Annotated in this window: 24 protein-coding genes and 1 riboswitch; of the genes, 6 read left to right on the top strand and 18 right to left on the bottom strand. The window is 53.7% G+C overall.

The genetic code is table 11. From position 1 onward, the window contains the following. Window positions 1-268 precede the first annotated feature (268 nt). The gene (locus tag FHS19_RS31330; RefSeq protein ID WP_183586844.1) at window positions 269-1,264 is read left to right on the top strand and encodes an NAD(P)/FAD-dependent oxidoreductase; all 996 of its coding nucleotides are present in this window, start codon (window positions 269-271) and stop codon (window positions 1,262-1,264) included. A 202-nt stretch (window positions 1,265-1,466) separates the two neighbouring features. Here FHS19_RS31330 and FHS19_RS31325 read toward each other — a convergent pair whose 3' ends face one another. Both FHS19_RS31325 and FHS19_RS31320 read right to left on the bottom strand, forming a co-directional pair. Then, window positions 1,467-1,610, bottom strand: a complete 144-nt coding sequence (locus tag FHS19_RS31325) for a sporulation histidine kinase inhibitor Sda (RefSeq protein WP_089548462.1) — start codon at window positions 1,608-1,610, stop codon at window positions 1,467-1,469. A 279-nt stretch (window positions 1,611-1,889) separates the two neighbouring features. Then, window positions 1,890-2,552 carry a YheC/YheD family protein gene (locus tag FHS19_RS31320; RefSeq protein WP_183586842.1) on the bottom strand — a complete coding sequence of 221 codons (663 nt, stop codon included), beginning with the start codon at window positions 2,550-2,552 and terminating at the stop codon, window positions 1,890-1,892. Between the two features lie 195 nt (window positions 2,553-2,747). Between FHS19_RS31320 and FHS19_RS31315 the strand changes: the two genes are divergently transcribed. After that, entirely contained in the window at window positions 2,748-2,963 is a 216-nt protein-coding gene (locus FHS19_RS31315) for a hypothetical protein (protein ID WP_183586840.1), read from the top strand. A 74-nt stretch (window positions 2,964-3,037) separates the two neighbouring features. On the opposite strand, the gene FHS19_RS31310 is transcribed toward FHS19_RS31315, so the two are convergent. After that, a complete protein-coding gene (locus FHS19_RS31310; protein WP_183586838.1) occupies window positions 3,038-3,397 on the bottom strand; it encodes a HesB/IscA family protein in 360 nt (119 codons plus the stop codon). An 827-nt stretch (window positions 3,398-4,224) separates the two neighbouring features. On the opposite strand from FHS19_RS31310, the gene mqnE reads away from it, so the two are divergent. Then, window positions 4,225-5,331, top strand: coding sequence for an aminofutalosine synthase MqnE (gene mqnE / locus FHS19_RS31305; protein ID WP_183586836.1), 1,107 nt, complete (start codon window positions 4,225-4,227; stop codon window positions 5,329-5,331). 59 nt (window positions 5,332-5,390) lie between these two features. Continuing rightward, on the top strand, window positions 5,391-6,452 hold the full coding sequence (locus FHS19_RS31300) for an NAD(P)/FAD-dependent oxidoreductase (RefSeq protein ID WP_183586834.1): 1,062 nt from the start codon (window positions 5,391-5,393) through the stop codon (window positions 6,450-6,452). On the opposite strand, the gene FHS19_RS31295 is transcribed toward FHS19_RS31300, so the two are convergent. Beyond that, a complete protein-coding gene (locus tag FHS19_RS31295; RefSeq protein ID WP_076173719.1) occupies window positions 6,449-6,703 on the bottom strand; it encodes a YuzB family protein in 255 nt (84 codons plus the stop codon). The two genes, FHS19_RS31300 and FHS19_RS31295, sit on opposite strands and share 4 nt — an antisense overlap. Before the next feature lie 162 nt (window positions 6,704-6,865). Between FHS19_RS31295 and FHS19_RS31290 the strand changes: the two genes are divergently transcribed. Further along, window positions 6,866-7,111 (top strand): NifU family protein, encoded by a 246-nt coding sequence (locus FHS19_RS31290; RefSeq protein ID WP_076173718.1) that lies wholly within the window; start codon window positions 6,866-6,868, stop codon window positions 7,109-7,111. A gap of 84 nt (window positions 7,112-7,195) precedes the next feature. Here the strand turns inward: FHS19_RS31290 and FHS19_RS31285 are convergent, their stop codons facing one another. From FHS19_RS31285 to FHS19_RS31250, 8 genes are all read right to left on the bottom strand, one after another. Continuing rightward, window positions 7,196-7,981, bottom strand: coding sequence for an SDR family oxidoreductase (locus FHS19_RS31285; RefSeq protein ID WP_183586832.1), 786 nt, complete (start codon window positions 7,979-7,981; stop codon window positions 7,196-7,198). A gap of 284 nt (window positions 7,982-8,265) precedes the next feature. Further along, complete coding sequence (locus tag FHS19_RS31280; protein WP_183586830.1) at window positions 8,266-9,114, bottom strand: MetQ/NlpA family ABC transporter substrate-binding protein; 849 nt, start codon at window positions 9,112-9,114, stop codon at window positions 8,266-8,268. 138 nt (window positions 9,115-9,252) lie between these two features. After that, on the bottom strand, window positions 9,253-9,921 hold the full coding sequence (locus tag FHS19_RS31275; protein WP_183586828.1) for a methionine ABC transporter permease: 669 nt from the start codon (window positions 9,919-9,921) through the stop codon (window positions 9,253-9,255). Continuing rightward, on the bottom strand, window positions 9,921-10,937 hold the full coding sequence (locus tag FHS19_RS31270) for a methionine ABC transporter ATP-binding protein (protein ID WP_183586826.1): 1,017 nt from the start codon (window positions 10,935-10,937) through the stop codon (window positions 9,921-9,923). The genes FHS19_RS31275 and FHS19_RS31270 overlap by 1 nt, the downstream gene beginning before the upstream one ends. Window positions 10,938-11,180: 243 nt before the next feature. Further along, window positions 11,181-11,316: riboswitch (SAM riboswitch) on the bottom strand. 89 nt (window positions 11,317-11,405) lie between these two features. After that, the gene (locus FHS19_RS31265) at window positions 11,406-12,125 is read right to left on the bottom strand and encodes a Cthe_2314 family HEPN domain-containing protein (RefSeq protein WP_183586824.1); all 720 of its coding nucleotides are present in this window, start codon (window positions 12,123-12,125) and stop codon (window positions 11,406-11,408) included. Window positions 12,126-12,149: 24 nt separating this feature from the next. After that, a complete protein-coding gene (locus tag FHS19_RS31260; protein WP_183586822.1) occupies window positions 12,150-13,916 on the bottom strand; it encodes a UbiD family decarboxylase in 1,767 nt (588 codons plus the stop codon). A gap of 102 nt (window positions 13,917-14,018) precedes the next feature. Continuing rightward, the gene (locus FHS19_RS31255) at window positions 14,019-15,014 is read right to left on the bottom strand and encodes a COX15/CtaA family protein (RefSeq protein WP_183586814.1); all 996 of its coding nucleotides are present in this window, start codon (window positions 15,012-15,014) and stop codon (window positions 14,019-14,021) included. Between the two features lie 283 nt (window positions 15,015-15,297). Beyond that, window positions 15,298-15,642 (bottom strand): thioredoxin family protein, encoded by a 345-nt coding sequence (locus tag FHS19_RS31250; RefSeq protein WP_183586812.1) that lies wholly within the window; start codon window positions 15,640-15,642, stop codon window positions 15,298-15,300. 139 nt (window positions 15,643-15,781) lie between these two features. On the opposite strand from FHS19_RS31250, the gene FHS19_RS31245 reads away from it, so the two are divergent. Continuing rightward, on the top strand, window positions 15,782-17,158 hold the full coding sequence (locus FHS19_RS31245) for a DUF2515 family protein (RefSeq protein ID WP_183586810.1): 1,377 nt from the start codon (window positions 15,782-15,784) through the stop codon (window positions 17,156-17,158). Window positions 17,159-17,187: 29 nt separating this feature from the next. Here the strand turns inward: FHS19_RS31245 and FHS19_RS31240 are convergent, their stop codons facing one another. The 6 genes from FHS19_RS31240 to FHS19_RS31215 all read right to left on the bottom strand — a co-directional run bounded on the left by FHS19_RS31240 (window position 17,188) and on the right by FHS19_RS31215 (window position 26,008). Then, window positions 17,188-18,822 (bottom strand): putative polysaccharide biosynthesis protein, encoded by a 1,635-nt coding sequence (locus FHS19_RS31240; RefSeq protein ID WP_183586808.1) that lies wholly within the window; start codon window positions 18,820-18,822, stop codon window positions 17,188-17,190. Between the two features lie 68 nt (window positions 18,823-18,890). Then, window positions 18,891-19,376, bottom strand: coding sequence for a DUF456 domain-containing protein (locus tag FHS19_RS31235; RefSeq protein WP_183586806.1), 486 nt, complete (start codon window positions 19,374-19,376; stop codon window positions 18,891-18,893). A 9-nt stretch (window positions 19,377-19,385) separates the two neighbouring features. Beyond that, window positions 19,386-20,132: a Cof-type HAD-IIB family hydrolase gene (locus FHS19_RS31230; RefSeq protein ID WP_183586804.1), complete on the bottom strand. Its 747-nt coding sequence runs from the start codon at window positions 20,130-20,132 to the stop codon at window positions 19,386-19,388. A 246-nt stretch (window positions 20,133-20,378) separates the two neighbouring features. Beyond that, a complete protein-coding gene (locus tag FHS19_RS31225) occupies window positions 20,379-22,430 on the bottom strand; it encodes a peptidoglycan D,D-transpeptidase FtsI family protein (RefSeq protein WP_312887387.1) in 2,052 nt (683 codons plus the stop codon). A 257-nt stretch (window positions 22,431-22,687) separates the two neighbouring features. Further along, window positions 22,688-24,745 carry a peptidoglycan D,D-transpeptidase FtsI family protein gene (locus FHS19_RS31220; protein WP_183586800.1) on the bottom strand — a complete coding sequence of 686 codons (2,058 nt, stop codon included), beginning with the start codon at window positions 24,743-24,745 and terminating at the stop codon, window positions 22,688-22,690. A gap of 303 nt (window positions 24,746-25,048) precedes the next feature. Continuing rightward, window positions 25,049-26,008 (bottom strand): helix-turn-helix transcriptional regulator, encoded by a 960-nt coding sequence (locus FHS19_RS31215; RefSeq protein ID WP_183586798.1) that lies wholly within the window; start codon window positions 26,006-26,008, stop codon window positions 25,049-25,051. Window positions 26,009-26,159: the final 151 nt, after the last annotated feature.

Genomic DNA, 26,159 nt, shown 5'->3' with positions numbered 1-26,159 from the left:
CGCACATAACTAAAATGATAGCCACTTTCCCATAAAAGATCAAGTATTATTTGGCCTTCCAAGAGGGCCTCCAAGCCGTTTTCATATTCCTTTTCATTCCAATTTTCAATTATATTTATCCTCTTATTCCGGATGGTGATTTTGAAAATCGGATGTCAACTTTTCAGCCGAAGCCCGGATGTATTATAATGAGATGGAATTTGAGAATATACAGCGTGCTTAATTTCGCTAGCGTTCTTATTTATATTTGTTGGAGGTGCTTACACTAATGACATCGCAGCCGGCTGACATTACCGACCTGCTCATTATCGGAGGAGGTCCTGCAGGCATGTTCGCTTCATTCTATTGCGGGATGCGCCAGGCATCGGTCACACTCATTGAAAGTATGCCCCAGCTTGGCGGGCAGCTTGCGGCCTTATATCCCGAGAAATACATTTATGACGTGGCCGGATTCCCTAAAGTAACGGCACAGGAGCTGGTCGACAATCTGCAAAAGCAAATGGACCTGTTCCAGCAGAACGTCCGTCTGGAGGAAAAGGTCGTTTCCCTCATTAAGCAGGACGAGCGCCATTTTGTGGTGACGACGGATAAAGGCGAATACCACTCCAAAGCCGTCATCATTACGGCTGGGGTCGGAGCCTTTGAACCACGCAGACTGGAGCTTGAAGACGCCAGGAAATTTGAGAAAACCAATCTGCACTACTTTGTGAATGACCTGAGCCGCTTTAAGGGGAAAAAGGTGCTGATCAGCGGCGGCGGAGACTCCGCCGTGGACTGGGCGCTCATGCTGGAGCCGATCGCTGAGCAGGTGACGCTGATCCACCGCCGCGACAAGTTCCGTGCGCATGAGCACAGCGTCGAGAATTTGATGGCTTCCAAGGTTCAAGTCGTGACGCCGACGGAAATCACCGCCCTGCACGGGGAGGACACGATTACCAAGGTGACCCTGTCCCATGTGAAGACCAAAGAAACACAGGAAATCGAAGTCGACGACGTCATTGTGAACTTTGGCTTCGTATCTTCTCTGGGCCCGATCTCCGATTGGGGCATTCAGATCGAGAGCAACTCCATCGTAGTGGATTCCCGCATGGAAACGAACATTCCCGGGGTATTCGCCGCCGGAGACATCACTACGTATCCGGGCAAGCTGAAGCTCATCGCCGTGGGATTCGGCGAGGCCCCGACCGCAGTCAACAACGCGAAGGTTTACATTGATCCGGAAGCCAAACTGTCTCCTGGCCACAGCAGCAATATGAAACTCTAGCCCGAATAAACGCAATTGGGTCACAAAAAAAGGGTATCCTGATCTGATGGTCATGAAATCATGATTCAGACAGGATACCCTCATTTTGTTGCGATGCTGCCAATCTGGAAAATAGATGTTACACCTCCACACCTTCCATAACTTCCACGTCATATGCGGCTCTTAATACAACAGCATTTGTGGATGTGTACCGGGATGTGTCCTAATGAACTAAACTCTCTGATGAAGTCTCTAGATTCCTCTTGTGGATCTCGGCCAGGAGTAAAGCGATGAAATCATGATCAAGCATGAGTTCCACGGCCATATGATAAGAATCAAGCAGCAATTCATCCGACAACATAGCCATTATCTTCACATCCTTTCCTTAATTTTCCTCAAAACTATCATATCAGACATCGCATAAGAGAACAAGCGTTCGCTTTATCCACAACCCGTTGTGGAAATCCTGTGTATAATTTGTTAGCAAGTGTCGGAATACCAATAAAATTGCAGTGGATTTTGGGGATAAACGTTATACACAGGTGCTGTGCATACGATGGATGCAAAAAATATTTTTTCCATTTTTCATAGTCTTATATATTGATATTACCCTGCCTATAATCTCCTAAACGTTCCCAGTTTTATTTTATTGAGGGCGCGTATTGACTTCAAAAATCCAAATCCTTCCGCTGTTGTCCAAGCCATAATCGAAACCGAGCTCGCCGATGCCGGGAAAACGCCGTTCCAGAATTGCCGTACAGCGCCGGGTAAGGGAGCGCATCTCTTTAAGCTTGGCTTTAGAAGAGATCTGCGGCAGGGAACGGCTCAGGCCAACGCGGCCTCTCAGCAAATAGCCGCCTTTGCACAGATTGGTCACGAACAGCCCGCTTCGTGCAACCCGTCCCACCATTGCGGTAATGACCCACCGATTGTCCACTTTGACGTATTTGACGCGGTAATCGATGGGACGCCCTTCGACCTGGGCCAATTTAATCCCCTGCTGAATTAAATAGGTCCTTTTCACTTTTAGCTTCCGAAAACCGCTGTACATGCCGGAGAAGCTGTCAAAATAATAGGTTTGAGAGAAGCGGGTTATACTATAACCGCTGCCGGTACGGGATATTTTCATGACACCGTATCCGCCTCCGCCGACGACCGGTTTAACGACGACAAAGTCATACATCCCCAGCATTTGCTGGAGATTCTCCCGGCTCATGGACCGGGTCTGTGGAATATATGGGGCAACATCCGGATCCGTCAGCAGCGCTTCAGTCTTCAGCCATTTGCTTGCCAGCTGTCTTCCCCCCATGTTGTCGCCTCCTTTCTATGCTCCTATGTTATTAACATACTCGTATCTACGGGTTCTCTCCTGTATGTTTGTGCATAGAAAAGGATAAACGCGCAAAAAACGGGGGATAGCGGAGCCTTGGCGTGCCTGTCTAAATCGGATATAATAAAATGAAGTGTGTAAAATTGGAATATCCTGCGAAGGAGGATAACAGCTGTGGCTCAATTTTTCGGGGTATTATACTGGGTCGGCATGATCGGTATGTCACTCGCTCTGGTCGTGACAACCGTTTTAATCTTTGCTTTGGGCTTTAAATTTCTGAAAGACAGACGCAAAGGGCTAGGCACCTGCTGCATTGCCTTTTCTATCGTGGCGGCGGCCATGCTCATCATGATGCTAAACAAGACGTTTATCGTTCCCGGGCTCTCCTAACGCACAAAGGCTCACACCCTGCTTCTAGAAGAAGAGGTGTGAGCCTTTGTCATGTTCATCCAGCGGCGTACCGGTTAGCACTCCTCAGGAGCCGGTTTGCCTGCGTCCAGCGCTGTACGGAACGAAGCGCCGCATCCGCAAGTCGCTGTAGCGTTCGGGTTATTCATGGTGAATCCGCCGCTCATGCCGGACTCCTCAAAGTCGATTTCCAGCCCGTCAATCAGGCGGAGGCTGTCTTTATCCACGACAACCTTCAGGTCGTTGACGTCCATATATACATCATCTTCGGTTTCGGCATCGTCGAAGCCCATGGCGTAAGAAAATCCGCTGCATCCGCCGGCCTGTACCCCAAGACGCAGGAACATCCCCGGAATTTCCTGTTCGGCAAGCATTTCTTTCAGCTTATCGGAAGCGGAATCGCTAATGTTGATCATAGGTCACCCTCCTTGGTTAACTGATGTGAATTTATTCATTGCAGGTCTTTAAGCAGCACACCTTACCAGGCGGCAGAGCAAAGTCCCGCTCTGTGAGTGAATTGCACTTACCTTTAGTATACTCCACAACGTTGTTACCCTCAAGAGAGGTTCTGCCCGCATCAGCTCCCTTCGCCCCAGCTCCCATAATGTACCAGAAAGGCTGACGGAACGGCGTATTCGTGCCTCCAAAAGGGATAATCCGGGGTGATCCGGAGGATTTATGCCTTCATTTGTCTCTCAGCGGATCGTTTAAAAGGGTATGATTACCGCCCCTTCGCATGCTGATTCTGTATAACTGTATTGCGGACCCCGGATAGGCGGTTTATAATAGGTGGGTAATGAGGGAGCAAGTGTCGGTATTTTGTCATGGAAAAGACAACGGTCTGTCACTCAGGGTTGTAACTTTTTTCACATAAGAAAAACGCCTGTCGATGTAATTTCACAGAAGACAGACCGTGCTTAGCGAAGGTTTTTCTTGCGATTATAGAATCATTCAGCTTCGCTGAAAAAATATTATTTCTATAATCTAATAAAGGCAGACCCCTTCTTTTTCTTTACCGGCCAAAAGCCTCTCCGGAGTGCTTACCAAAGCGTCTGGCCCTGCGGCCTGGATGATCCGCTGTATACATATCCTATGCGGTACATGGAAGACGCTGACCGATAAAATTGGCAAATCGACTGGACGGGTTGAACGCCGGACTCCTTCCAGGCGCTGCGGGTTGACTCTTGCGTCCTGCAAAGGGCGTGTCTTCCGCACGACCAAAATGCGAACAGGAGGAATGGAAATGTCCACTATTGTAACATCGAACACCGAAAAACGCATGCAGGAAATCATCGAGAAGGTCCGCCACGGTGAGCGGCTGAACCTTGAAGATGGAGTATTTCTGTATGAAACCGATGATCTGCTGACGCTGGGGCAGCTGGCGAACGAAGCCAACCTGCGCAAGAATGGCAAAAAAGTATATTTCATCGAAAACATGAGCCTGTATTTTACCAATGTCTGCGAGGCGCACTGCGCGTTCTGTAACTTCCGTAAAGACCTTGGCGATGAAGGTTCCTATACGTATTCCGGTCCCGAAATGATCGAATACATCGAGCAGCACATTCACCCGGGCGTCCGGGAATTCCATATCGTTGGCGGACATAACCCGCACGTGCCTTTCCAATACTATGTGGATTCCCTGCAGGCGCTGACCGATCGCTTCCCGGACGTAACGCTAAAAGCCTATACGGCGGCCGAAATCGACTTCTTCACGCGCATCAGCGGCCTCAGCATTAAGGAAGTGCTGCAGGAGCTGCAAAAAGCGGGACTGAAATCGCTGACCGGCGGCGGTGCGGAAATTTTGTCCGACCAGTACCGCAAAAAAATGCGTGTGGAAAAGGCCAACGTCGAGCAGTACCTAGAGGTGCACCGGACGGCGCATAACCTCGGCATGAAGACGCATACTACCATGCTGTACGGATCGATCGAGTCCCATGAAGACCGGATTCGCCACATGATGCAGATTCGCGATCTTCAGGACGAAACGAACGGATTTATGGTATTTATTCCTCTTTCCATGCAGCCAAGAAACAAGAATGCCGGCATTATGCGCCGCAACTCGGCCTACGAGGATCTGAAGACCATTGCTATCAGCCGTCTGATGCTGGATAACATCGACCACGTGAAGGCTTACTTCATTAATATCGGGCCGCAGCTGACTCAGGTTGCCCTGAGCTTCGGCGCATCCGACGTGCATGGTACCATCCTCAAGGAACGCATCAGCCACGCCGCAGGCGCACTTACTCCGGAAGGCCTCACCCGCGATGAGCTGATCTGGCTTGTGAAAGGCGCCGGCCGCATTCCGGTGGAACGCGATACGTTTTATAATGAGATAAAAGTTTATGAATAAATAAGAGGAATTTTATACCTTCCTCAAAAGCCGACGTATGAGAAAGGAAAGACGGACATATGAGAAAATTCGTCATCCTGGGTGGAGGTTACGGAGGCCTGGCGCTCATCCAAGGTCTCCTGAACAACCACTTCCCCCAAGATATGGAGCTGATTTTGATTGACCGCATGCCTTTCCAAGGCATTAAAACCGAGTATTACGCTCTTGCGGCAGGGACGGCTAGCGACTATGACCTGCGTATACAGTTTCCGAACCATCCCCAGCTCACGAAAAAATACGGCGAGATCACGTCCATCGATCTGGACGGCAAGCGGGTTCACATTGAAGGCGACGACCCGATCGAATACGATTACCTGACGATCGCCCTGGGCTGTACCGACCGTTATCACGGCATACCGGGCGCGGATCAATTCACGAACAGCATCCAGACGTTCTCAAGCACACGCCAAACCTATCAGCGCCTGAACGATGTCAAGCCGTACGGAAACGTGCATATTATCGGCGGCGGCCTCAGCGGCGTTGAAACGGCCGCGGAACTGCGGGAGAGCCGTCCGGACCTCAACATCACGATTCTGGACCGCGGCAGCCGGGTGCTCTCCTCTTTCCCGCAGACGGTATCCTTGTACGTGGAGCAGTGGTTCATGGATCATGAAGTGAATACGCGCTCCCACATATCCGTATGCCGGGTGGAAGACGGTATCGTCTATAACGGAGATGAAGCGATCTATACCGACGCCGCAGTTTGGACGGGCGGCATTCAGCCGGTGAAGGTCGTTCAAGATTTGAACGTGCCGAAGGATCCGGGCGGCCGGGTCGTGGTCAACACGTATTCCCAAATTCCGGATTACCCGGAAGTGTATGTGGTGGGGGACTGCGCCAGCATTCCGTTCGCTCCCAGCGCCCAAGCGGCAGGAGCTCAGGCCAAACAAGTGGCCGACGTGATCCATGCGCTCTGGAAAGGCGAAACGCCGAAGATCCACAAGATCCACCTTCGTGGAACCCTGGGATCGCTTGGCAGCAAGGCGGGCTTTGGCCTGATGGGGAAAACTTCGGTAAAAGGAAGAGTACCCCGCCTGTTGAAAAGCGGGGTACTCTGGAAGTCCAGACGCCATTTCGGCTAATCCAGCTCGAGGCTGTCCCAAGCCTCGAGTTCTTTTATTTTGGCCATAATGGCCTCATACAGCTCATCCGCGCTGTCAGCATCTATAATCTCACCATTCACCATGGCGAAGGGCATCATGGCGCATTGGCCGCAATTGCTCAGGCATCCGTATTCGATGACGTCGTAATCCGGATTCTCCTCCAGCTTCTCCATGACTTCATCGGTTCCGAAGTGCATGTTGTTGGTGCAAAACTCGATGATGGGTCTCAATGATATCACCTGCTTTAGGTATTGATTCTTAGGTAGGACTTATCTTAGTTTACCGGGTGAGGCGGATAATATCAACGGCCTTGTCCGGTGCAGCATATATAGCCATTTTATTTTGTCTCGGTTTGTAATATAATAATGATTACAGGAAAGGAGTTGAAATCAATGAGCGAAAACGCACAGAGCACCATGTATGATGAGGTAGCGGAAGTGCTTGATAAGCTTCGCCCGTTCCTTCAACGCGATGGCGGCGACGTGGAATTGGTTGACGTGGAAGACGGCATCGTGAAGTTGAAACTGATGGGTGCCTGCGGCAGCTGCCCAAGCTCCACCATTACATTGAAAGCCGGGATCGAACGCGCCCTCGTCGAGGAAGTTGAAGGAATCAACGACGTTATTCAAGTATTCTAATCCCATTCAATAGCAAGAAGAGACCTGACTTCATCGAAGACGGGTCTCTTCTTTTTTTGTGCCCTGGGGCGCTATAGCCGACAGTCACATCCCGTGATCAGCCGGACCAATCCAGGGACGGATCGGGTCCAGCCCGCCGGAGATGTCCATAATGTTGCCGGTGATAAAATCCGAAGCGTCGCGGCACAGGTACTCGATCACGCGTGCGATATCCTCGCCGCTGCCGGGTCTGCCCCGCGGCGTCTCCCCGTCCTGCAATCCGGCGACCTCGGCGATGGTCTTCTCTTTGTTGTCCCCGCGGATATCCCCGGGGCATACCATATTCACCGTAATGCCGTACGGGGCCTCTTCAACCGCCAGCGTCTTTGTAAAAGAAACCAGTCCGGTCTTTGCGGCGGCATACACCGCCCGGTGCGGCCAGGCTCTCGATTCCGCCGCATGGCCGAAGCCGAAGTGAATGATCCTTCCCCAGCGCTTAGTCCGCATGGCAGGCAGCACCAAATGGTCCAGCAGCATCGTGCCGACCAGATTGCCTTGGATCAGCGATAAAATTTCCGCCTGGGTATAATCGGAAAACCGTTTTCGCTCCCGGATAAAAGGGCCTGCGTTGTTCACGACGATGTCCGGACTGCCGAGCTCCGATTCGACGCGAGCGGCCAAATGCTCCAGCTGGCCCGTGTCAGAGACATCGGCTTGAATCGCAATGCTGCGCACGCCCAATCCCTCGATCACCGCCCGCAGTTCCTCCGCTTCGCGGCGGCTGTGGACATAGTTAAGCGCAACGTCGCAGCCGGAACGTGCCAGCGTGAGCGCCGTCATTTTGCCTAGTCCCTTGGCACTGCCCGTGATCAGGGCAACCTTTCCTCTCAAGATGACATCCTCCTTCCTGCTTTCTGAACTTCCCATCCGTTTATCCATTCGATGACACATCATTCCTATTTAAAATATAAATGTATGCATGTACAAATCGCACGTATGAACATTCGATCCTGTATAGTATAAAAGATTTCACGGCCCCGCCGCAACTTGGAAGCCCGGTCAAGCCGGGCCACCAAGAAGCGGAACAAATAAAAAACGTCTGGCGACGCAGCTATTCAAATAAAAAAGCCGCAGGGGAAGAACCCTTGCGGCTGTGCTGCGCTCTTGCGCAGGCTTTAGAATGCCGGGATCACGGCACCTTTGTACGTATCTTCGATGAATTTTTTCACGTCGTCGGAAGTCAGGGCAGCAGCCAGCTTCTTGATGGCGTCGGAGTCCTTGTTATCCGGACGGGCCACCAGAATGTTGACATAAGGGCTGTCTTTGCCTTCGATGAAGAGCGCGTCCTTCGTTGGATCAAGGCTGGCTTCCAGCGCGTAGTTGGTGTTGATGACGGCCAGATCGAATTCGCTCAGCTGACGCGGCAGCATTGCAGCATCGACTTCCTTGATTTTCAGGTTTTTCGGATTCGCGGTAATGTCCTTCACCGTGGATTCGACTTTGTTCGGATCCTTCAAAGTAATCAAGCCTTGCTTCGCCAGCAGGCTGAGCGCGCGTCCGCCGTTTGTTGCATCGTTCGGAATGCCTACGGTTGCGCCGTCCGGAATTTCGTCAGCGCTCTTCACCTTCTTGGAATAAGCACCAAGCGGCTCCAAGTGTACGCCTACAACCGGAACGAGGTCCATCTTGCGCTGTTCGTTCTCATTGTCGAGATAAGGCTGATGCTGGAAGAAGTTAGCGTCGAGCTGTTTCTGGAACGTCTGCACGTTCGGCTGCACATAATCGGAAAACTCCTTGATGACCAGCTTCACGCCTTCCTTTTCAAGAGCAGGCTGGATATGCTTCAAAATTTCGGCATGAGGCTTGGCTGTTGCGCCAACCGTCAGTGTAACCGTTTCGCTTGCAGCCGGTTGGTCCGCGGATTCTCCCGCAGATTCGCTGCCGCTGTTATTCGGCTTACTGCCGCAAGCGGCGAGCACGACAACCAAGGCAAGAGTCAGAAAAGAAACGAGCCATTTTTTCATTTGATAAATCCCCCTTAAATTCATAAGAATAATATGATTTATATTAGAAAGGCAGTGCTTTGACGTTACCTGCCTTGCCTTTCCAGGTCAAATCCGGTCGTCCGGATGCATGACTGTGAGCCAAAAACTTTGTACGTCTTACTTTCTGGTAAAGTGACGCACCAGCCGGTCGCCCGCCATTTGCAGCAGCTGCACCAGCACGATCATGAAGATGACGGAAATAATCATGACGGTCGTTTCATAGCGGTAATAACCGTAGCGGATAGCCAAATCACCGAGTCCGCCTCCACCGACCATCCCCGACATCGCCGTATAGGATACGAGCGTTACGACGGTAATCGTAATCCCTGCCAGCAGGCCCGGTCTTGCTTCGGGCAGCAGCACCCGTGTGATGACCTGCCAGGTGGAAGCGCCCATCGAATGCGCCGCCTCGATCACGCCGCGGTCCACCTCGCGCAGCGACGTTTCCACCAGTCTGGCGAAGAACGGCGCAGCGCCGATCACCAGCGGCGGAATCGTCCCCAACACCCCGAAGGTGACGCCGACGATCGCTTTCGTGACAGGGATCAGGGCGACGATCAGGATGATGAATGGGACCGAACGAAGGATGTTCACGATAAAGGATATGACCGCATAAACGGCACGCACCCACCCTGTTGTCGAACGCGACGCCATAAACAGCACGACGCCGATCGGAAGACCGAGGATAAAGGTGAACAGCGCGGAAGCCCCGAGCATTTTCAGTGTATCCAAGGTCGCGACGCCGATCTCGTTCCAGTCGACCGTGGAAAAATCCAAACCCCACATCAGTTCATCACCTCCACGTCAAGCCCTTGCTCGCTCAGCTTGGCGAGCGTCGCATCGATCTGCTCGCGTCCGCCCTCAAAGCGGACGATCAGCTGCCCGTACGGGGTATCTTTAATGGTGGAAATGGTGCCCTGCAGGATGGCGAAATCCGCCCCCGTCTCGCGCACGGTCCGGGACAGGATGGACTCGTACGTTTTGCTGCCGAGAAACGTAATTTTCACGGCCTGCGCCGAACCCGTTCCGGAAGCCTGGGCAGCCAGCTCAAGCGGTTCGCCCTGGCTCTGCTCCCCGCGGACAAAATCCTTGGTCACGGGGTGCTGCGGCTTCAGGAATACGTCCGTGACTGCGCCTTCTTCAACGATGCCGCCTTGATGGATCACGGCCACCCGGTCGCAGATGCTCTGGATGACGTGCATCTCATGGGTGATCAGGACGATCGTCAGATTGAACCTTTGGTTAATGTCCAGCAGCAGCTTCAGGATCGAATCCGTCGTCTGCGGATCGAGCGCCGAAGTCGCTTCGTCGCACAGCAGCACCTGCGGATCGCTGGCCAGCGCGCGGGCGATGCCCACCCTCTGCTTCTGGCCTCCGGACAGCTGGGCTGGATATTTATTGCGGTGGGCTTCCAGCCCGACCAGCGCGATCAGCTCGTTGACCTTGGCTTCCACCTCGGCCTTGCCCTTACGGGCTAACCGGAGCGGAAAGGCGATGTTATCATACACCGTCGCCGAGCTCAGCAGATTGAAATGCTGAAAAATCATCCCGATCTTCCGCCGTTCGTTCTGCAGCCGCTGCCTGCTCAGGCTCGTCAGATGAACGCCGCCTACCCACACCTCCCCGGAGGTCGGGCGTTCCAGCAGGTTCATGCACCGGATCAAGGTGCTCTTCCCTGCACCCGAGTGGCCGATCACGCCGAAAATTTCTCCTTTATTGATGCTGAGGTTCAGCCCGGACAAAGCCTCCGTCGCCTTTGCCCCTAGACCGTACCTTTTCGTCAGCTGCTTCAGTTCGATCAACCGAAGGGCCCCCTCTCTTCCCCCTATCCTACCCGAATAGGGTTCGCATAATCTCTATCTGTATAGATTGAACTAAAGTTTGCATTGAATTTCCTGTTATAACGGCCCGATAGAGGCCCATGACATTCACTTCTTAATTTCATTCTATCTATATAGCCGATCTATTCTATCGAATCCAGGCAAAATAAAAAGCCCCTCTGACAGAATCAAAAAGGGGCTCCCTTACTTGTAAAAGTCGCTGCCTTCTCATCTGCCAACCTGCAGCTCAAGCTGCAGCTTGTAGGAATTAGCACCATGACATTCGAGTAACGGCGGATGCCGTGCTCAAATCGGTTGCCGGGCTTCATCGGGCCTGTCCCTCCGCCTCTCTCGATAAGAAAAGATTATGAAATTAATGATGACGTGTTTTCATTTTTACAGTATAGATATATTTGCGCACTTTGTCAAAAGGAAATTTGTTGTATCCCTTCAGGGATGCATGCCTTCCTTTTTCCACAGTTTGTTGGCGTAATGATAGGATGCCGAGAGCGATTTGCATACCATGTCCAGCCCCTGCTTCAGCTCGCTCAAATGCTGGTCCAGGTCCTCCAGCTCGACCTTATCCTTGAGACCCTGGTGCCGCTGCCACAAGTCATCCTGCATCTCGGAGTTCATGTAATGAACCTCCGCGTTCCGCCGTTTGCGCAGCACGTTCAGGGCGCTCTTGTATTCGTCCTTGATCTTCGACAGCTGCCCGGCCAAGTCCAAATGGGTTCTCATGTAATGGAACTGCCGGAGCACCGTAAAATAGGAAAAATGCGGTTTGGTCTTCTGCGTGTTCAGATCGAACAAGTCATTGAGCACCGTGCCCAGCTTGTCCAGAACGGAGAACACGCGGATAAAGCCGTTTTTATAGAAGTATACGTACCTGGCGTACTCGGCCTGCTCCTCAATCGTCATGTCATCCACATAACCGGCTTTGACCGATTGACGGAAAAAAGAAGCGGCATACCAGCTCTGTTCCAATTCATCCAGGGAAGACACCAAACCGCGTGTCCATATCTCCAGTTTGCGGTAATCATGGCTGGGATCCTCATTTTTTTCGATCTCGTTCTGGAGCAAATGGATCGTCTCCACCATCGTTTCGATGGCATCTTCGAGCAGCCCGTTATTTTGGCGGGGCATCTCTCCAAGCAGCGTTCGCAGCATCGGCATTCTCTCCCTGATCAGTATTTACGCAAAATAACTGTTCCAGCGTTCATCCACCTTCTTGACGATATCCTCCCGCGGAATCAGTTCGTCCGGATACCCGGTCTTCATGCGCGCATCCACCACGATCGGCAGGCGGTACAACAGGTGGTGATTCCGCACCTCGGCACCCGCATAGATGTCCGTCGCCGGGTTGAAGCGCGTAAACACCGTCCACAGGAAGGACGTCTGGTCAGCTGCCGTCTGGCGGGCATCGTCCACCAAAATGACAAGCGGCCATTCGGTCCCCTTCTCCTGCAGCCGCTGCAGCAGGCGCTCCGGCAGCTCCGGCTCGCCCTCGTACCCTGCGCCCGAGACAAGGAGGCAGCCTCCGCAGTATGGAACAATCTGTTCGATTTCCGCAATCGGCCCTTCCTCGTAAGCACGCGGCAGCTCGCGAACCGGCTCCCCGATCCCCATCAGCACGGCCTTGCTGCCGTGGTTGAGCTTGCGTCCTGTGTAATCGAGCGTATCGTGGGATGTCTTATTAAATATAAACAGATCGACCGCCGGGTTAAACCGCGCCAGCACCGTTTCCAGCAGCTCGCTGGCGTTCTCAAGGTCGACCGGCTGGTCGGTCAAGATAAGGAATTTGGTCAAAGACAGCTGACCTTCGCCCAGCATCCGGAAGGCGGATACGAGCGCCTCACGGGAATAGCTGACACGGACGATCGCAGAAGCCAGAGCATGGAATCCCGTCTCGGCATACGTCCACAGCGATTTGATCGACGGCATGACGAGCGGGAAGGCCGGCGACAGCAGACGCTGCAGAAATTCGCCCATGAAGTAGTCCTCCTGCCGCGGCTTGCCTACGATCGTCGCCGGATAGATGGCGTCCTTGCGGTGCCACATATGGTTGACGTGAAAGACCGGAAAGTCATGCATCAGCGAGTAGTACCCGTAATGGTCCCCGAACGGACCTTCCGGACGCCGTTCGAACGGCGGGACGAGACCGCTGATCGCAAACTCCGCTTCCGCCGGAATGCGGTGCCCGCCGAGCGGGTTTTCCACCATCGGCAGCTTTTCGCCGAGAATCATGGACGTGAGCAGCAGCTCGGGCAGCATTTCCGGTCCCGGTGCAATCGCCGATGCGATCAGGGCCGGCGGCCCGCCAAGGAACGTCGTCATACGCAGCGCTTCGCCGCGCTGCTCGGCCTCGTGATAATGGAAACCGCCGCCCTTATGGATCTGCCAGTGAATGCCGGTCGTCTGGTTGTCATAAATCTGCATGCGGTACATGCCCAGATTGTGGTCCTTGGGCCGCGATGGGCTCTCCGTATAAACAAGGGGCAGCGTAATGAACGGGCCGCCGTCTTCCTGCCAGCTAGTGACCCGCGGCAGGTCTTTCAGCGGCTGGTCGCTGCGGGAGACGCCGAGCACCGGGGCATCGCTCATCGGAACGGTTTTCATGCCTACCTTTAGAATGTCCTTGATCAGGCTTCGTTCATTCCACAGCGCCGACAGTGTCGGCGGAAGCATCGTATCGAGCGCCCCCACCAGGGACTTCATCAGCTCCTCCGGACGCGGTCCGAACGCCATATCTACGCGCCGGCTGGTACCGAACAGATTTGTAGCCACCGGAAACGGGGTCCCCTGTACATTCGTAAACAGCAGCGCCGGCCCCTGTTCGTCGATGACCCGGCGGTGGATCTCCGCCAGCTCCAGGTACGGATCCACGGGAGCCTCGATCACTTTCAGGTCATTTTCCTTGCGCAAGGCTTCGAGCCATTGGCGTAAATTTTGATAGCTCACACGATCATTCCTCTCCAAAATAAGCCAAAAAATAAAAAACAAACTTTACAAACAAAGCCCTCGAATCACTTCGCGGACTTTGGATGTACAGCGGTATTCAGTTCATCGTTTGCCGCCCTGCGGCTCAAAGCCGATTCCCCGGACGGCCGAAGCGGATTTCGGCTGCTGAAGCGTCGCCCTTCCGGTCTGCCAGACGCGGACGCTCAAATAACAGAGCACGCCGAACAGGGAGGAAATCAGAAGGTTGTGCAGCAGTGCGGAAAAGATGTATACTTCCGGCTTGTTCAGCGTCGACACGATCGCCGCCCCGCTGAAGACCTGCATCAGGCACAGCGTTACTGCGGCGATGCCTAGACCCTGCAGCTCCCGGTTCCCCCGGTTCAGCCGGTAGCCGCAGACGGCCAGTACGGCGATCGCGATCAGCAGCAGCAGTGCCGCGATCCGGTGAACAAACGCGATGGTCACCCCTCCGGACAGCTCGGGAATGAACTTCCCGTTGCACAGCGGCCATCCCAGGCAGCCTCCCGCCGAGTTGGTGTGGCTGACATATGCACCGATGTAGACGACGATATAGGAGTAGATGGTCACGGCCCATGTATAGCCGCGGAAGGCAGCGCTGACGCGAGCTTTGCCGCCGGACGGGTACGAAGCCTCGCCCAGTTTGTCCATTCTGCGGGCGCCCAGAGCCAGCATTAGCGAGCTGGCAAACGCGATCAGCGAGAAACCGAAATGGAAGGCAAGCACGGCTGAGGACTGGTCATACACGACGGCCATTGCCCCCATGACAGCCTGAACCAACACAAAGATAAGGGTCATCACCGAATACGTGCGCAGGTCCCGCCGATTCTTAGCGAACAGATGGAAGGCTACAACCACCGCTACCGCTGTAAGTCCTGCCAACCCGCTGATCAGCCGGTGGGAATATTCAATTAATGAGGCGATGGTATGCGCCGGAACGAACTCACCGTGACACAGCGGCCATTCATGCCCGCATCCGAGTCCGGAATCGGTCTTGGTGACCACGGTTCCGCCGAACGTCGCAAAAAACATCACGACAAACGTTAAATAACTAAGCCATTTCAATTGTCTGGTATTCAAAATTCTCTCACCTGCTGCTCATAATAAAAAGTTTACCACTGAAGACAGGTACCTCAATATTTTACCAATCTCATCTATTATACCTGATTCCTTGACATACATCACGGCCACTTTGTGACAAAATGTCGGATAAATGAAACAGCCCCACGAAGTGGGGCTTCCCTGCTGGCTCGGCCAAATAACGCCGCAACCCAAATACCTTCAGCCATCCCTTGAAGCTGTTCTGTAAAGAGAAAAGCACCGCCTCAAATGCCTCAGTGCGGCAAGAGCGGTGCAAATTAGCTTATTTATGAATCGTTCTGTATACGTCCAGCGCCGTATTCAGGAATCCCTCGATTTCTTCGCGCGATTTGCGAAGCTTGTTCACCAGCCGAACCAGCTCCCGGCCGTCCGAAAAGGCCACGAAGCTCGGTATGCCCAAAATGTTCAGCTCCTGGCTGAGGTCGCCGACCTGATCCACGTCCACTTCGACAAGCGTCAGATCGTTCGAAAACTTCTTCTCCACGTCCGGCATGAACGGGTCCATAAATTTGCAGTCCGAGCACCAGTCCGCTTTAAATACGGCAACAGTCAGTCTGGGAGACTGGATTGCGACTTGAAATTCGGCTTGAGAAGTAATTTTTTGCATGGATATCCGCCCTTTCTATCCCATATCTTGTCCAATTTTTGTCCATTTCTTCTCTAAGTGAATCAAAATACCGAGTGGAAGTCAAATTTTTTAGACATACTGAAGTAATGAGAGATTTACAAGAAAGGAGGTTGCGGACATGCCGGTAACATCTGCGCAGCGTACCCTCATACCCGCCTGGATCCGGATCATGTCGACCCTGCCGAAGACGGCCGCCGAGATCGCCCGCGGCAAAGCCGCCGGCTGGAAGGCCTCCCGGCAGCTGACCCGGCGCCGCCGGCCGCTCGACTGGAAGGAGACGTCGGCCCAGAGTATCCGTGACCAGCTGGACCGGATGGCCGGTGACATCGGCCGGATGCGGGAAATGCGCCACCACCTGGCTCATCCCCAGAATATGGCGGCCCGTTCCCAGGAAGAGCAGGACATTCTTCATACGATCCGGACCCGCACCCGGGAAGCCAACCGAAGCAACATTACGCGGACGAGGGCTTATTATGATTGCTACCGGGAGTATCCCGAGCTCCATTGGTCCTTTTTGGCCCACATGGTCTCGAGGAACGCCGGCTGGAATATGAGCGACCTGAAGGGCGGACTCATGTCGGATCTGATGGAGCCCTCCGCCCGGGAGGATCTATACCGGATGCTGGAGCGGTGCAACGCGCTTATTTTCCAGGACGCCTACCCGCAGCTTCTGCTGTACTGCCACAGCCGGCGCCTTGGAAGGAGCCTGTTTCACCTGCTTCCGAGCTTTGGCGTATCGGCGTTCATGAGCCCCTTCTGGGACCGCTTCTGGATTGAACGGGACAGCGCCCTGCTTGCCGTCGGGCTGATCATCAATGAACAAAATTATATTGAGGGCCGCGTCGTGCAGAACAGTTATTATCAAAGCCGTGTCCTTCGTAAAAAGGTATTTTCCCTGCACAGCAAATTTCAGATGAATCAAGTCGTCTTCCCGATGCTGCCGCAAATACCGGAGCTCGAAGCCGACGTGTTCCATACTCCCGAGGAAAAGTCCCGGATCCGCGAGTCGGCCGGCTACGCCGCCAATTCCATGGTCGGACTCATTCTGGAGCATTTCTCCAGCCTGAATGAGAGGATCGCCTTCGGCAAAGCGCTGTACGCCGCCTTGTTCGGTTACGAGGACGTATTGTCCGGCGTGCACTCGTTCGCATCGGTCGTCGATCACCGCGGTTCACGGAGCGAATATTGGCCGCAGCTGTTTACCCATGACAAGAAAAAAGCGCTGAACTCCCCGCTGGAAAGTATCGAGCTGGTGAAGCAGGAATGGCTTCCCGGCGGTCGGCGCCTGTACAGCCCACTCCTGCATGACGTGTGGCATGACCTGTACTGCGAATCGATCCCGCGTTATGACTGGTTCAAAAACGAAGATGCGATTCATCACGTAAGCCGGCCGAGACGGCCCTTCATGATCGAAATGACGCATGCCCACCGGTCCGCGCTGCAAAAAACAGCCCTCACGCATGATGTCGGGAGGGCTGTGACTTCAACCTATTAGCTTGTCTGTAAAATGAGGCATGGACCGTTCTAACCCCGTCCCTGTGATTTCAACCGGGACGGCTGCAGGCGCATCAGCGGACGCAGCGCCTTCTGCAGGATGCGCGGATAGCTGGACAGCTCCTGCTGGCGCAGCACGCCGAGCATGACCAGCAGTGCCAGATACAGCACCACGACCACGACGCCGACCACCAGGCAGGTGATCAGGAAGGCCAGCCTGTCCGGCAAAATGTGGACGAGCTGGTCGCCCGCGGCGTTAAGCCCGTATCCAACGGCAGCGGTGACGATCACGGTAATGAGAAAACCACGCCAGCGTTTCCCCAGAATGGAGAACGGCACGATTTTTTTCATGACGCGCAGGTTCAGCCACGTTATGACCAGGAAGCAGAGTCCCGTCGCGGCGATAATACCGTAAATGCCAAGCCACGGAGCGAGAATAAGGCTTCCGAGGAGCTTGACGATAATGCCCATTATCACGCTGATGACCGTCAGGTACGCTTTGCCGACGCCCAGCAGGATCGAGTTGGTCGTCATCATCGTAATCTGGAAGATCGTGCCGAACGTCAGCAGCATGATCAGTCCGCTGCCGTCCAGGCTGCTGAACAGCAGGCCGTTGATCGAATACGACGCCACGCAAAGGGCGATAACGATCGGCATGCCGGTCAGGATCGAGATGCGCAGCGCGAGCGTGATCTGCTGCTTCAGATGCGCTTCGTCCTTCCGGGCGAAGGCGGCCGAAATGACCGGAATCAGCGAGGTGCTGAGCGCGATGGCCAGAATCGGCGGAATGCCGGCCACGCTCTGCGCGCGCTGTCCGAGAATCCCTAGCAGCTGCGTCGCTTTCGCTTCGCCGATCCGGCCGATCAGGAGCGGATTGACGATCGACGAGTCGATAAAGTTGACCACCGGCACAGTCATCGATGACAGCACGATCGGAATGGAGATCGTAAAGATATCCTTGTATATCTGTCCCATCGGCAGATGTGAATCCGGACCGGCTTCCAGCATCAGCGCGCGGTCCTGCTTGCGAATTTTAACGGTGTAATACAGCATGACGGCAAACGCGCCGATGCTGCCGAGCACGCCCCCGAAAGAAGCGCCGGCCGCCACCCAGCTGTCCTCATATCCGCTCTTCAGCAGAATATAAGCCAGCAGGATCGCGGTGCCGACCCGGGCGAACTGCTCGACGATTTGCGAGATGCCGCCCGCGGTCATGTTGCCGCGGCCCTGGAAGTATCCGCGCATCATCGCGATCGCCGGAAACAGCAGGAGCGCCGGTGCCAGCGCACGGATGGCGAGCGACGCTTCCGGCACTTTGGAAACGTAGGTCGCATAATACGGTGCGAGCACGTACAGCAGAATGGTGATGATGACGCCCGCCGCCGCGGCGAAAATAAGCGCTGCGTGGTACACGCGCTGCGCTTCCGCCGGCTTCTTCAGCGCATAACGCTCGGATACCATTTTACTCAGCGTACTCGGAATGCCTGCCGTTGCCACGGTCAGCAGCAGCAAATAGACGTTGTTCGAAATCGTAAACGAAGCCTTGCCTATGTCATTAAACAGATGATCCAGCGGAACCCGCTGTACCAGTCCGAGCACGCGCGCCACCAGCGCAGCGGCCGCCAGAATGAGCGTGCCTCTAATAAATGATTCTTTCTTCGCCAAACCCTATTCCCTTCTTTCCCCAGCAAGCACAACCCCGGACGGGTGACCGCCCATGCGTTATCTTATCATTAGAAAAACACGATCCATACGAAAAATACGATGATCATGACGATTTGCAGGATCACTTTCATCACCATGCTGCTAAATAATCCCACAAGCGTCCCGAAGCCCACTTTCGCCGCCTTGGACGGCGACGATCCGTTGATGAGTTCTCCCACAAACGCGCCCACAAACGGTCCGATCACAAGTCCGAAAGCCGGAATGACGAATGGCCCGATTATCGCCCCGATGGTGCTCAGAATGACCGACAGCCTGGAGCCGCCGAATTTCTTCGTTCCCCAGGCGCCGACGGCATAATCGGCTACGAACAGCACCACGATGATAAGGCCCTGGATGATCCAGAACCAGGCGTTGAAATGGGAAAACGTAAAGAACCAGCCATACACAAAAAAGGCAAAAAAGATAGCCAGCGCCCCCGGCAGTATCGGGTACACGGCGCCGGCCAAGCCGATTGCGAACAGCGCAATGACCAATATCCAGCCAAGCACAGCCATCGCTTATGCTCACTCCTCGTCAAAAATGAATTTTTGGATAACCTCAGCAATTCCGTCATCGTTGTTGCTTGACGTAATATAATCGGCCGTATCTTTCACGACCTGCTGCGCGTTGCCCATGGCTACGCCGAGTCCGGCCTGCTGGATCGCCGCCAGATCGTTCATGCTGTCCCCGACCGCAATGACTTCAGACATCGTCAAGTCCAGCAGCTTGCACACTTCCGCAATGCCCGCAGCCTTGTTCACGCCCTCCGGGTTGATCTCCAGATTAAATGGCGAGGAGTTGGTAATTTCAAGGCCGCCCATATCCTGCAGCTTCATGAGTATACGGTGTCTCGCTTCGTCATCCTCTGTATGGTAGCCGAATTTGAGCCATTCCTTGCCTTCAACGTCATCCGTCCAATGATCCTTATTGTACAGCTGCTCAACGGAATAGGCCCAGTACCAGCAGTCCTCTTCCACCGCGATGTCGTGCATCGCTTTCACCAGCTCCACATCCATCAGCGAACGCAGGTGAAGCTCATGCGGGGCACGCCATACCTCGCTGCCGTTTACCGTAATCATAGGCGTGTTCAGCCCCAGCTCTTCCCCATAAGGCAGGGCGCTCATAAATGCCCGTCCTGTCGACAGGCACACATGCACGCCGTGCTTCGATGCCTTGCGGATCCACTGCGCCGTCTCCTTCGAAATGTTCTGCTCATCGGTCAGCAGCGTTCCGTCCATATCCAGTGCGAGTAACTTATAATTCGTACTCATGCCGTTTCCCCCTGTCCTTGTTCCAGCGCTTTTCTTTCCGTTTTGACACAGACATACGGACATTTTACCACAAGGACCGGAACCTCACAAAAGGGATTTGCCGCGGCACTCCCCCGGCTGGGCGGGCCCTATCATTAAAAAAAGCAGGCAGCTGGGGATAGCCCCTGTTCACTGCCTGCCTGCGATCAGCCCGTTTACCGCGAACACGGATGGAATCCACTGCTTTGCGGGCACTGCCTGACTTTTTTAAGGGTTGCTTTGACCGTCGGTCGTCTCCTTTTTGCCTTTCGGAACGCCGTCCAGCCCGTACACCTCGTCGTATGCGTCGAAAATTTTACGCGCGATCGGCGCGGCGCTCTGCGAGCCGAATCCCCCTTCCGGGATCATCACCGCAATGGCCAGAACCGGATTTTCCTTCGGAGCAAAAGCGATAAATACCCCGTTATCGATCAGCTTGCCGCCGACGCTCTGGGTCGATGTCCCCGTCTTCCGGGCAAAGCTGTAAGGGAACCCTTCAAAGGAAGAAACGTCACTCTTCATCCCGCGCTTGATCTCATCCCAGTATGACTGGTTGAAATTGACGGTGTTCAGCACTTCCGGCTTGAACGTCTTGAGGATGTTGCCCTTGTCGTCGGTAATCTTGCTGACGAGCTGCGGCTTCAGCCGCTTGCCTTCGTTAGCCAACATGGCGGCGTATTGGGCAAGCTGCAGCGTCGTGTATTTCCCTTGCTGCCCGAAGGAAGCGTAGGCCATGGCCGCCTGGGTGGAACCTGCCGCTTTAATATCGAGATATTCCTTACGGCCTTCCCATTCCCCCGGCAGACCGCTGCCGGTGCTTACGCCAAGTCCAAATGTGGTCATATAGCTGTCCCATACCTCAATCGCTTTGGAGCCGTATTTCTCATACAGCTTTTTCCCGATCTCGTCGACCATAAACGCGTTGGACGATTTCTCGATCGCACGCGCCGGGTCCATCCCGCCGTAGACGTGGCCTTGGGAGTTCTGTACGCGGGTCTGGTGGCCTTCCTTACCGAAGTAGGCCGCACCCGTATCGTTATAGTAGGTGTTTGTTCGAATCAAGCCTTCCTTTAGTCCGATCAGGACGCTGAGCGGCTTCATCGTGGAACCGAGCAGCACGACCGATTCCGGATGGCTGCCGGATTTACCCGGGTTAAAGGAACGGATCGTGCCGTTCTGGTAAATGTTCTGGATCTTGTCCCAGTTATCCGGCGAGATGCTGCCCGACTGCCACACATTCGTATCGTAGTCCGGCATGCTGGCCATGGCGACGATGTTGCCCGTCTTCACTTCCATCGCGACGGCGAATCCCGTCGTGGCGTTCGGATGCAGCTTTCCCGAAACCGGATGCGTATGGAGCCAGCTCAGCTGGTCGGTAATCGCCTGCTCCGTCTGCAGCTGAATCTCCTTGTTGATCGTGCTGTAGATGTTGTGCCCTTTCTCCGGGGGCACGATCTCCTCTACACCCTCCGGCATGTTGCGGGGGTCGATCGGCACCTTCTTGTACCCGTTCTTGCCGCGCAGATCGTCCTGATACATCAGCTCCAGACCGTCGTAACCGACAAACTCGGGTTCGGTATAGATCAGCCCCGGATCGGCCTGCACATCGCCGCTGCGCTGCTTCTCGTCGATGGTCTTGTACTTGGTCAAACTTTTGGATCCCTTAAAGGTTCGGATGTACCCGATCGTCTGCACCGCCACGGTGTCGGGGTCATAATGCCGGATGCTCTCCTCTTCAATCGCGATGCCCGGAAAATCGGACTTGTGCTCCGAGAAATAGGCAATCTCCTTGTCCGACAAATCCATCTTGATCCGACGCGGTGAATAACCCGAATACTTCTTGTAATCCAGATCCATTGCATCTATGATATCCTGCTTGGTCATTTTCTCGCCCTTCGGATCGCCGTATTCATTGAACACTTCCAACAGGTCTTCCGCCATTTTCTCGGCCTCCGGACGGTTCTTCTTCCCGTTCTTCTCGCTGTAATCCTTCATCAACGTAAGGTACAGCGACTGGGTCGGCGTGGAATAGGCCAGCTTCACGCCCGAAGCGTCGTAGATCGTTCCCCGGACCGGAGGCAGCGGCACGTCCTTGACGATGTTGCTGGACTCCTTCTCCGTCAGCGTCGGCCCCTCCACAAACTGCAGAATGGCGAGCCGGATAATGATGACACAGAAAATGATAAACGTACTGAAAAAGAACAGGTTAATCCGCAGGTTAAAGCTGTTTTTCCCTTTCTTCGGACCTTCCTGCGCATGGTCCGTCGTGTAGTCGCTCACCAGCATTCCTCCTTCCTGTCTGACCTATGTAAAACGACTTTTATTATTCTAGCATAAAAGGCATGCGTTCGACATCTTTCGCTCTTCCCCCGGGTTGGGGCTTAGAGAAGCCGTTACCTTTTAATAAGAACAACAGAAAAAGACCGCCCGGAAAATCGGGTCGGTCTTTATCCAATATATACATATGAAAGCATTGTTCTATCGGAGCGGACATCAGTGAAGCTGCTAAGCCGAATGGCCGTTGTTTTCGAACGGTCTTAGGGGTTCACAGCCTGCTTGTTTTTCTTGGGCACCCCATCCAGCCCGTATTCCTGGTCATACGCATCGAAAATTTTACGGGCGATGGGAGCCGCACTGTAAGCGCCGAAGCCTCCTTCCGGAATGACGACGGCGACGGCCAGCTTCGGGTTGTTCCGCGGGGCATAGGCGATAAAGACGCCGTTATCCCGGTTGACCCCATCCGATGACTCCTGCTGCGATGTACCGGTCTTTCTGGCAAAATCATATGGGAAGCCGGCGAACGCCGATTTTACGTCGGTGTTCATCCCCCTCCGCACAAGGCTCCAGTAAGACTTGTCAAAATCGTCGGTCTTGTTCAGTACTTCGCGCTTGAACGTTTTGACGACCTTGCCGTTCTGATCGGTAATCTTGCTGACGATCTGCGGCTTAATCCGTTCCCCTTCATTCGCCAGCGTAGTAGCGTATTGGGCTAGCTGGAGGGTCGTATATCTTCCTTCCTGGCCGAAGGAAGCATAGACGAGAGAGCCTTGGGCGCTGCCTGTTTGCGGAAATTTCCCGTTTTTATCAGGCATATACTCCCTTCTGCCCAGGAATTCATTAGGGAGATCGATTCCCGTCGATACCCCTAGACCGAACTGCTTCATATATTTATCCCAGACGTCGACGCCCTTGTTATAGTCACCGCCCGCGTTAATATACTTTTTATACAACTTGTCGCCGACCATATCCACCATAAAGGCGTTTGACGAATGCTCGATGGCCTCTGCCGGGGTGCGGAGATACCCGTAAGCATGGTTCTGCGAGTTCCGTACAGCCTTCTTCTCTTTGCCGAAATACGCAATGCCGACATCGTTATAAGGTGTGGTCGTCGAGAACAAATGCTCCTTCAGGCCAATCAGCACGCTCAGCGGCTTCATCGTGGATCCGAGCAGCAGCGTGGACTCCATGTTGTGGCCTGATTTACCTGAGGAAATGGGGGTAATGGTCCCATTTTGGTAATTGGCCTTGATCTTTTCATAATCCTTATTGGAGATCCCCCCATCTCCCCATACATTCGTGTCATAATCCGGCATGCTCGCCATGGCCACGATCTTGCCGGTTTCCACCTCCATGGCAACGGCGTAACCCGTCAGCGCATTGGGATGCGTCTCACCCGATACGGGATTGTGATGCACCCAGTCCAGCTGGTCCATGATCGCCTGCTCCGCCGTCTGCTGCACCTGCTTGTTGATCGTCAGCCAGACGTCGTTCCCCTTCTCGGGCGGGACGATCTCCTCGACACCGTCAACGATGTTGCCCGGCGTTACCGAGACCACTTTATACCCGTTTTTACCCCGCAACTCTTTTTGAAAGGACATCTCGACGCCGTCAACTCCGACCAGCTCATCCGGCGTATAGACGAGTCCGGGATCCTTCTGTTCCTTGCGCGCCTCATCATACTCTTTTAACGACTCCGTATGCTTGAAGCTCTTAATATATCCGACCGTTTGGACCGCGATCGTATTCGGGTTATAAGTCCGCTTCGATTCCTCAATAATTTCGATCCCCGGAAATTCGGATTTCCGCTCCATGAAATAGGCGATCTCCCGCTGCGATAAATCCATCTTGATCCGGCGCGGATAGTAGCCGTGCTCTTTCTTGGAGTCCAGGTCCATCGCTTCGATGATGTCCTCCTTCTTGATCGGATCGCCCATTCCGTTAAATACATCCGCTATTTTCTGGGCCAACTGCATCGCTTCCGCGCGGTTCTTCCTGCTTTTTTCCGTCGCATTGCTGTAATCCTTCTGGAGCGTTATGTACAGCGACTGCACCGGCGTAGAAAAAGCCAGCTTGGTGCCGGTCGCATCCAAAATATCTCCACGGGCAGGGGGGAGCGGAATATTTTTCGTGTTTTGCCCTGTTTCCTTCTCCGTCAGCGTGTCCGCTTCGACGAATTGGATGACGGCCAGCCGGATAATAATGACGCAAAATATGATGAAGGTGCTGAAAAAAAACAAATTCACCCGTAAGTTAAGCCCGGACTTGGGCTCATTGTCCTTGTCGCCTTTGACGTTCCTTCCCCAAAAATTGTTCACCGATCTCCCCACTTCCTTGCGCTCATCTCAAACTGGAAAACATCCCCCATTATTTTAACATATCTTGACAGTAAGGAGAATGACAGGAAAATGATAAATATACGATTTCCCGGGTATATCGTTATGACTCAAGCTAAGTCGGCCGTTCATCGTTTGGATTCTCGAATGAGGCGGGATATCATACCTGAAGTCGCTGAGTAGGGGAGGAGTTGAAAAAACAGGGCCAGCATCCATCAGGCAGGGGATGCCAACTGTTGGCATTTCCCTGTTGCAGGGTGAGCAATAAACCGCGGGGATCCTCTATCATTTGTATAAAGCAAGCCATTTGCGCAAATTTCGTTTCATCATCTCCCTGTAAAATACGGGCTCCATGATTTCGGCTTCCGCCCCATACTGGGACAGCCAGCTTATAAATTCAACCACGTTGGTTACACGTAACTCCACAATCAGACTGCCGTCCCGGCTCTCCGCCATTCGCATCGGGGGAATAAACGCCTCAGTTCTGAACAAATTCGCCATCCGAGGGGAGATCCTGATTTTAAACTGTATTTGATCTTGCTCGTGCGGCTCATGATAAGGATCCAACAACTCTTGCTGAACATGCATATGTACTTTGACGAATACGTCATCTAAAACTTCTACCTGCTGAAAATTGCTAAGAAGGTAAATTTGGATATTCCCTTCCGAATGGCTCCGGCCGACCAGATAAAAGCGCTGCTTCCAGGGTACGAGCCAGTAAGGATCGATTCTTCCGGACTTTCGCTCCCGGCGGTCAGCAAGAACGTATTCCGCCTGGATCGTATGCTGGGACAAGGTGGCCATGAGGATCGGGATGAGAAACGGCGGCTGATCCCTTATCGCTGCCGCAGACTTGTCCGCCGATGTGACTGCTTCTTGCTGTTCTGTTACCGCGGAATCTGCTCTTCGCTTATGGTTCGCCGCCATGACTTTCTCATATGCACTTTCAAACGCCGCGGGCAGGATCGGTTTAATCTGATTCATGATGGAAGGAAGCGCCGCGAACGCGGACGTTTCCTCTTCCGTCCAATCCAGCGGATACAAGGCAAAATCTCCGATGAACCTGTACCCCTTTCCATGCCCCTGATGGGTAACCGGAATATGCATGGCGCTCAGGGCATCCATATCGCGATATATCGTCCGCTCGCTGGTGCCGCATCGCTCCGCAAGCTCCCTGGCCAGAATGCCGGGCTTGGCCTGAACCAGAGTGATAATGCGCATTAGTCGGATCAGTCTGTCTGTCATGTGGATTCTCCTAGCTCATATAGTAAATTAGACTCATATCCCAACTTTAGAAGTAGTCCATTCGACTTGTAGCAAAGCGAATCCTGCTTTCATGCTCCAAAGACCATCCCCTTCGTTTTTGCTATTATTTCTTAAAAAATATGTACTTGTT

It is taken from the genome of Paenibacillus rhizosphaerae (assembly GCF_014192015.1).
Lineage (GTDB): Bacteria > Bacillota > Bacilli > Paenibacillales > Paenibacillaceae > Paenibacillus_AQ > Paenibacillus_AQ rhizosphaerae.
Note: the sequence above shows the minus strand (reverse complement) of the source record. Positions and strands in the feature narration are given on the sequence as shown.